This window comes from Desertihabitans aurantiacus, assembly GCF_003344635.1.
Taxonomy (GTDB): Bacteria; Actinomycetota; Actinomycetes; order Propionibacteriales; family Propionibacteriaceae; genus Desertihabitans; species Desertihabitans aurantiacus.
The window spans coordinates 1-6,802 of sequence record NZ_QPKK01000211.1 but is presented as its reverse complement, the minus strand read 5'-3'; the positions used below and the strand labels follow the sequence as shown (position 1 = coordinate 6,802).

Sequence of the window (6,802 nt, the reverse complement as noted above, 5' to 3'; positions counted from 1 at the left end):
CGCTGCGGGCGCTCGGGGCCCGGCTGCTGGACGCCGACGGCGCGGACGTCCCGCTGGGCGGGGCCGCCCTGGGCCGGGCCGCCACCCTCGACCTGAGCGGGCTCGACCCCCGGCTCGCCAGCACCCGGATCTCCATCGCCTGCGACGTCGACAACCCGCTCACCGGGCCCGAGGGCGCCGCGGCCGTGTTCGGCCCGCAGAAGGGCGCCGACCCGGCGACCGTCCGGCTGCTCGACGACGCCCTGACCCGCTGGGCCGAGCTGCTGCGGGCCACCACCGGCGTCGACGTGGTCGTCCCCGGCTCCGGGGCCGCCGGCGGCTTCCCCGCCGCCTTCCTCGCCACCACCCCGACCCGGCTGGTCAACGGCTTCGACCTCGTCGCCGAGCTGGTCGGCCTGACCGACGCGGTCGCCGGCGCCGACCTCGTGCTCACCGGGGAGGGCTCCCTGGACGCCCAGTCGCTGCGGGGCAAGGGCCCGATCGGGGTGGCCGAGCTGGCCCGCGCGCACGGTATCGACGCGCTCGCGCTGGCCGGGGTGGTCAGCGCTGGTGCGGAGGAGCTGGCGGCCCGCGGCGTGGTCGGCTCGGCGGCGCTGGTGGAGGTGGCCCCGACCCGTGAGGCGGCGCTCACCGAGGCGGCCCGCTGGCTGGAGGAGGCGGCCGCCCGGCTGCTCACCGCCCACACCCGCTGACCCCGCCCGAGCCGGTCAGGAATCGAGAAGCGCCGCGGCGGTGCGCGTCCCTAGCGTGGGGAGCACACCGACCGAGGGAGGCAGCCATGACCACCAGCGAGAGCACCGGAGCCCGCAGCAGCGAGGTCTTCTCCGACTACGAGAAGGAGGCGATGAAGGAGCGCGCCGCCGAGCTCAAGGCCCAGTCGCGGCGCCGTGGGACGAAGGACGGCGAGGCCGACGTGCTGGCCAAGATCGCCGAGATGCCGGCCGAGGAGCGCGCGATGGCCGAGGGCCTGCACGCCCTGGTCAAGGAGGTGCACCCCGCCTCGACCTGCAAGACCTGGTACGGGATGCCGGCCTACCAGCGCGACGGGCGCACGATCGTCTTCTTCCAGAGCGCCACCAAGATGCAGACCCGCTACTCCACCGTCGCCTTCGACGGCGCGGCGAACCTCGACGACGGGCCGATGTGGCCGACGTCCTTCGCGGTCACCCGCTGGGACGACGCCGTCGCCGCCCGCGTCCGGGAGCTGCTGGAGCGCGCCTTCAGCTGAGCGACTGGTGCTCCGGCGCCCCGACCACCTGCCCGGCGTAGGCCAGCCCGCCGCCGAAGGCGAAGAGCAGGACCGGGGCGCCGGGCGGCAGGGGGCTCTGGCGCAGCAGCTTCGACAGCGCCAGCGGGATCGAGGCGGCCGAGGTGTTGCCCGACTCGGTGACGTCGGTGGCCACCACCGCCTGCTCGGCGCCGATCTTGGCCGCCAGCGGCTCGATGATGCGCAGGTTGGCCTGGTGCAGCACGATCGCGGCCAGGTCCGACGGCGCGATCCCGGCCCGCTCGACCACCTGCTGGGCGATCGTGGGCAGCTCGAAGGTGGTCCAGCGGAACACCGCCCGGCCGTCCTGGGCGAACTTGTCGCCCTCCTCGGGGTTGATCCGCACCGCCTGCCCGAGCTCGGGCACCGAGCCCCACAGCACCGGGGAGATCTGCTGCTCCTCACTCGCCGTCACCAGCATCGCCCCGGCCCCGTCGGCGGTGAGCACGCAGGTGGTGCGGTCGGTGAAGTCGGTGAAGTCGGTGAGCTTCTCCGAGCCGATCACCAGGGCGGTGCGCGCCGAGCCGACCGCGATCGCCTGCTGGGCCAGCGCCAGCGCGTGCGGGAAGCCCGAGCACGCGACGTTGACGTCGAGCGTCGCCGGCCGGTGCTCCATGCCCAGCGCGTGCGCCACGGCGGCGGCGGTGTTGGGGGAGCGGACCGCGTTCGTGCAGGTGGCCACCAGCACCAGGTCGACGTCGGCGGCGTCCCACCGCCCGACCGCCAGCGCGTCCTTCGCCGCCGCGGTGGCCATCGTCACCACGGTGTCCTCGGGCCCGGCCCAGCGCCGCTCGCGGATGCCGACCCGGCGGCTGATCCACTCATCAGTGGTCTCCACCAGCTGCTCGAGCTCGGAGTTCGGCACCACCCGAGCCGGCTGGAAGTGACCCAGGGACACCACACGCGAACCGATCACGACGTCGCAGCCTACGCGACCGTAGGTACCAGTTCACCCCGGTCCCTTGACCGTTCATACGAACTTACGTAGTTTGTGAGGCATGAGCGACGAGCGGTGGCAGGAGCTGGCCGAGCAGGTGCAGCGGCTGACCGAGCGTCTGGACGCCCTGGAGACCGCGACCCCGGCCGGGAGCGGCCCGGTGGAGGTCGACCTCTGGGCGATCGAGGGCCTGCGGCAGCGCGCCGGGGCCGAGGTCGCCGACCTAGTGCTGATGGCCGGCGAGGTCGCCACCGACGCCGGGCCGGTCGCCTGGCAGTGGGCCCGGCCCGCGGCGGTGCTGTCCGACCCGGACGCCGACGCCGTCGACCACGTCGCCACCCGGCTGGCCGCGCTCGGCTCGCCGGTGCGGCTCCGGCTGGTGCTCGCGGTGCTCCGCGGCCGCACCACCGTGGCCGAGCTGACCGAGCTGGAGGAGATGGGCACCTCCGGGCAGATCTACCACCACATCCGCAGCCTGACCGCCGCCGGCTGGCTGCGCAGCACCGGACGCGGACGGGTCGGCGTGCCGCCCGACCGGGTGGTGCCGCTGCTGGTGGCCGTGCTGGCGGCCGAGTGAGAGGGGACGGGATGCGGATCGGGAGGACGGTGGCCGCCGTGCTGAGCGGGCTGGTCGTGCTGGTGGGGGCGGTGGCGCTGCGACCCGCGCCCACCCCGCTGCCGGAGACGGCGGGAGGTGACCAGGCGCTGGCCGAGCGGGTGCGGGCCGTGGTCGGGGAGGAGCGTCCGGCCGTCGCGGTCGCGGTGGTCACCGCCGACGGCACCCGGACGGCCACCATCGGCGCCCAGCCCACCGACCGGTTCGAGATCGGGAGCATCAGCAAGGGGCTGACCGGGCTGCTGCTGGCCCAGGCGATCGAGCGGGGCGAGGTCACCGAGCAGACCACGGTGGGCGAGCTGCTGCCGCTGGAGGGCGCCCCGGTGGCCGACGTCACCCTGCAGCAGCTCGCCACCCACACCTCCGGGCTGCCGGTGCAGCCGCTGTCGCTGCGCCAGGCCGGCAAGAACATCTGGCACACGATGTCGGGGGCCAACCCCTACGCGAACACGCTGGAGCAGGAGCTGGCGGAGGTGCGCGGGCTGCCGCTGGACGCCCCGCCCGGGACCTACTCCAACCTCGGCTTCGAGCTGCTCGGGCACGCGCTGGCCGCGGCCGCCGGACGGCCCTACCCCGAGCTGCTCCGCGAGCGGGTGCTCGAACCACTGGGGATGGGCGGGACGACCGTGCCGACCGGACCGGCGCAGCTGGACGGGCACGACCTGGTCGGTCAGAACGCCAACGGCCGGCGGATGGAGCCGTGGGCGGGGGAGGCGATGGCGCCGGCGGGCGGCGTCCGCGCGGGCGTCGAGGACATGGCCCGGCTGGCGCAGGCGCTGCTCACCGAGCAGGCGCCGGGGATCGCGGCCACCCGACCGGAGGCCTCCTTCGGCGACGACCGGATCGGCTGGGCCTGGATCACCAGCACCACCGACGACGGGCGCACCATCACCTGGCACAACGGCGGGACGGGAGGGTTCTCCTCCTGGCTCGGCGTGGACCGCGAGGCCGGCACCGCGGTGGTGGTGCTGTCGGCCACCAGCGCGTCGGTCGACCGGGCCGGCCTCGCACTGCTCGAGCAGGGGGTCTGAGGATGGCGACGATGGTCGGATGGGTCGTGATGGTCGGCCTGGCCGGGTGGTTCGCCGTCCGCACCTGGGTGCCCCGGCTCGCCGCTGCTGACCGGCGCTCGCTGGTCTCGGACGGGGTGTCGGCCCTCGTCGTGCTGCTGCTCGGGCGGGCGATCACGCCGATGCCGGGAGTGCTGTCCTGGCTGTGGGTCGCCCTGGCCGCCGGGGTCGCGGTCACGGTGGCGCGGGCCGTCTGGCGCGGTGCGAGCCTGCCGTGGACGGCCCCGGCCGGCGGCGACGGCAGGGCGCGCCCGCGGTGGACCGTCCCGGCGCTGGTCAGCGTCACCCTGCACGCCGTGCTCGGCGTCCTCGCCGTGGTGGTGCTGGTCTGATCGCCACCCGGCTGGAGGGCGCCGGCGGCTGAGCGGCGTCCGCGTCGCGGTGCGGGCGGGACGGGGGCGCCGGCGACCCTACGATGTCGCCCATGGTGACCTCCTCGCCCCGTGCCGCCAAGCGTCCCTCCGGCCCGTCCGGCTCCCGGCTGGGTGCCCTGGACCGGTGGTTCGAGATCACCGCGCGCGGCTCCACGGTTGGTCGTGAGGTCCGCGGCGGGCTGGTCACCTTCGTCACGATGTCCTACATCCTGGCGCTCAACCCGCTGATCATCGGCACCAAGCCCGACGCCGAGGGCAACCTGCTCGGCGGGCTGCCCTACACCGACGCGGCCGGGCAGGTGATCGGGGCCAACGTGGACGCCGCCATCGCCATGGTGGCTGCCGCCACCGCGCTGGTCGCCGGGGTGATGACCATCCTCATGGGCGTGGTCGGACGCTTCCCGGTCGGGCTGGCCACCGGGCTGGGGCTGAACGCCTTCCTGGCGGTGCTGATCGCCCCGCAGATGACCTGGCCGCAGGCGATGGGGCTGGTCGTCATCGAGGGCGTCATCATCGCGGTGCTGGTGCTGACCGGCTTCCGCACCGCCGTGTTCCGCGCCATCCCGCGCTCGCTGCGCACCGGCATCTCGGTCGGCATCGGGCTGTTCATCACCTTCGTCGGCCTGGTCGACGGCGGCATCGTCCGCCCGGGCTCGGGCACCCCGGTGCAGCTGGGCATCGGTGGGTCGCTGTCGGGCTGGCCGGTGCTGATCTTCGTGCTCGGGCTGGCGCTGCTGCTGGTGCTGCACGTGCTGCGAGTGCGCGGCGCGATGCTCATCGCCATCGCCACGGCCACCGTGGTCGCGGTCATCATCGAGGCCGTCGCGCAGATCGGGCCGAAGGTGGGGGAGGAGAACCCGGAGGGCTGGCTGCTCAACGTGCCCACCCTGGACGGGGTGGCCTCGCTGCCCGACCTGTCCCTGATCGGCCAGGTGGACGTGTTCGGCGCCTTCGCCGCCACCTTCGACGGTGGCTTCCGCGCCAACCTGTTCTTCGGCCTGGCGCTGCTGGTGTTCGCCCTGCTGCTGGCCGACTTCTTCGACACCATGGGCACCGTCGTGGCGATCGGTGCGGAGGGCGACCTGCTCGACGATAAGGGCAACCCGCCGCACCTGACCCCGATCCTGCTGGTCGACTCCGCCGCCGCGGCCGCCGGCGGCGTCGGCTCGGTGTCGTCCAACACGTCCTACATCGAGTCCGCGGCCGGGGTCGGCGACGGGGCGCGCACCGGGCTGGCCTCGGTCGTCACCGGGGTGGCCTTCCTGCTGGCGATGTTCCTGGCGCCGCTGATCAGCATCATCCCCAGCGAGGCGGCCACCCCCGCCCTGGTCTTCGTCGGCTTCCTGATGATCAGCCAGGTGCTGAAGATCCAGTGGGACGACCCCGAGCAGGGCATCCCGGCCTTCCTCACCATGGTGCTGATGCCGTTCACCTACTCCATCACGGTGGGGATCGGCGCCGGGATCCTCAGCTACCTGCTGCTCAAGGTCGTCCGCGGCAAGGCCCGCCAGGTGCACTGGCTGATGTACGTGGTGGCGGCCGCCTTCGGTGTCTACTTCGCCCAGGGCATCCTCTCCCGCGTGCTCGGCGGCTGAGCCGGGGCGGTGTGGCGCCGCGTCCACAGCACCCCCAGCGCCACCCCGCCGACGGCCGCGATCGTCCCGCCGACCAGCGCGGAGAAGCCCCAGGCCGGGGCGACGGCCATCGCGACGAAGATCATCATCAGGCAGACGAGCAGGCTGCCCGCCAGCACCATGCCGGCCACCACGGTCACCGCGGAGGCGGGCTGGGCGGGTCGTCTGACCGGCGGCTGCGCGGCCGGGGCGTCCAGGCGGGGGAGGTCGGCCAGCAGGCGGGCCAGGTCGGCCTGGGTCCGGGCGGCCATCGCGGCGGCCAGCCGGTCCTCCAGCTCCGCGGGCTCCAGACGTCCCTGGCTGTAGTGGCTGCTGAGCAGCTCGCAGGTGCGGGTGCGTTCGGCGTCCCCGACGCGCAGCACGGGGACGATCCTCGGCGGGTTCGGGTAGGGGAAGGGGTCGGTGCGGATGATCTGCGAGGTCATGGCCTCATCCTCGGGACGCTCCCGGCGGCGGGCGAGCCCTCGGCGACCAGAGGCGCAGGACGGGCCGGGGACCGACGACCACGGTCGGAGTCGAACGCCTCCCGCTCCGCCCCGGGTGGGCTCCCGCCCCCGCCCGCCGGGGCAGCGCCGTCGGAACCTGACAGGCTGCTGAGAATGCGACGGCTTGGTCACAGCGCCCGCGTCGGGAGGTGCCCGGCGCAGGCAGCCGTTAGGGTGTTCCCGCCCATCTGTGTCCAGAAGGAGTGTCCCGTCGTGCGTGGAGATCGAGCGTCCTCGGCCGTGCTGGCCCTGGTGGCTGCCGTGCTCGCCACCGGCCTGGCCGCCTGCGCGCCCGGGGTGAGCGCCGCCCCCAGCCCGAGCTCGGCACCGGCCACCCCGGTGGTGCGCAGCAGCAGCCCGACGCCCTCCGACCCGGCCCCGACGCCGTCCTCGGCCCCGACGCCGACACCGAGCGCCAC

At 74.5% G+C, this 6,802-nt stretch carries 8 protein-coding genes and 1 pseudogene; 7 read left to right on the top strand and 2 right to left on the bottom strand.

The window, feature by feature from the left end; all coding sequences use genetic code 11:
• Nucleotides 1-692, top strand: a 692-nt coding sequence (locus tag DVA66_RS15105; protein ID WP_157974034.1) for a glycerate kinase, incomplete at its 5' end; no start/stop codon positions are given.
• A gap of 86 nt (nt 693-778) precedes the next feature.
• Complete coding sequence (locus DVA66_RS15100) at nt 779-1,228, top strand: iron chaperone (protein WP_114560826.1); 450 nt, start codon at nt 779-781, stop codon at nt 1,226-1,228.
• On the opposite strand, the gene DVA66_RS15095 is transcribed toward DVA66_RS15100, so the two are convergent.
• Complete coding sequence (locus DVA66_RS15095; RefSeq protein WP_114560825.1) at nt 1,221-2,183, bottom strand: beta-ketoacyl-ACP synthase 3; 963 nt, start codon at nt 2,181-2,183, stop codon at nt 1,221-1,223. The two genes, DVA66_RS15100 and DVA66_RS15095, sit on opposite strands and share 8 nt — an antisense overlap.
• Before the next feature lie 82 nt (nt 2,184-2,265).
• On the opposite strand from DVA66_RS15095, the gene DVA66_RS15090 reads away from it, so the two are divergent.
• From DVA66_RS15090 to DVA66_RS15075, 4 genes are all read left to right on the top strand, one after another.
• Entirely contained in the window at nt 2,266-2,781 is a 516-nt protein-coding gene (locus DVA66_RS15090) for an ArsR/SmtB family transcription factor (protein ID WP_114560824.1), read from the top strand.
• A gap of 11 nt (nt 2,782-2,792) precedes the next feature.
• Nucleotides 2,793-3,851, top strand: coding sequence for a serine hydrolase domain-containing protein (locus DVA66_RS15085; RefSeq protein WP_232821982.1), 1,059 nt, complete (start codon nt 2,793-2,795; stop codon nt 3,849-3,851).
• Between the two features lie 11 nt (nt 3,852-3,862).
• Nucleotides 3,863-4,222, top strand: a complete 360-nt coding sequence (locus DVA66_RS15080) for a hypothetical protein (RefSeq protein WP_157974033.1) — start codon at nt 3,863-3,865, stop codon at nt 4,220-4,222.
• Between the two features lie 92 nt (nt 4,223-4,314).
• Nucleotides 4,315-5,859: an NCS2 family permease gene (locus tag DVA66_RS15075; RefSeq protein ID WP_114560822.1), complete on the top strand. Its 1,545-nt coding sequence runs from the start codon at nt 4,315-4,317 to the stop codon at nt 5,857-5,859.
• Here the strand turns inward: DVA66_RS15075 and DVA66_RS15070 are convergent.
• The gene (locus DVA66_RS15070; protein WP_114560821.1) at nt 5,817-6,323 is read right to left on the bottom strand and encodes a DUF1707 SHOCT-like domain-containing protein; all 507 of its coding nucleotides are present in this window, start codon (nt 6,321-6,323) and stop codon (nt 5,817-5,819) included. The two genes, DVA66_RS15075 and DVA66_RS15070, sit on opposite strands and share 43 nt — an antisense overlap.
• Before the next feature lie 273 nt (nt 6,324-6,596).
• On the opposite strand from DVA66_RS15070, the pseudogene DVA66_RS20990 reads away from it, so the two are divergent.
• Nucleotides 6,597-6,802 (top strand): annotated as a pseudogene (locus DVA66_RS20990) (hypothetical protein); the annotation flags it as partial.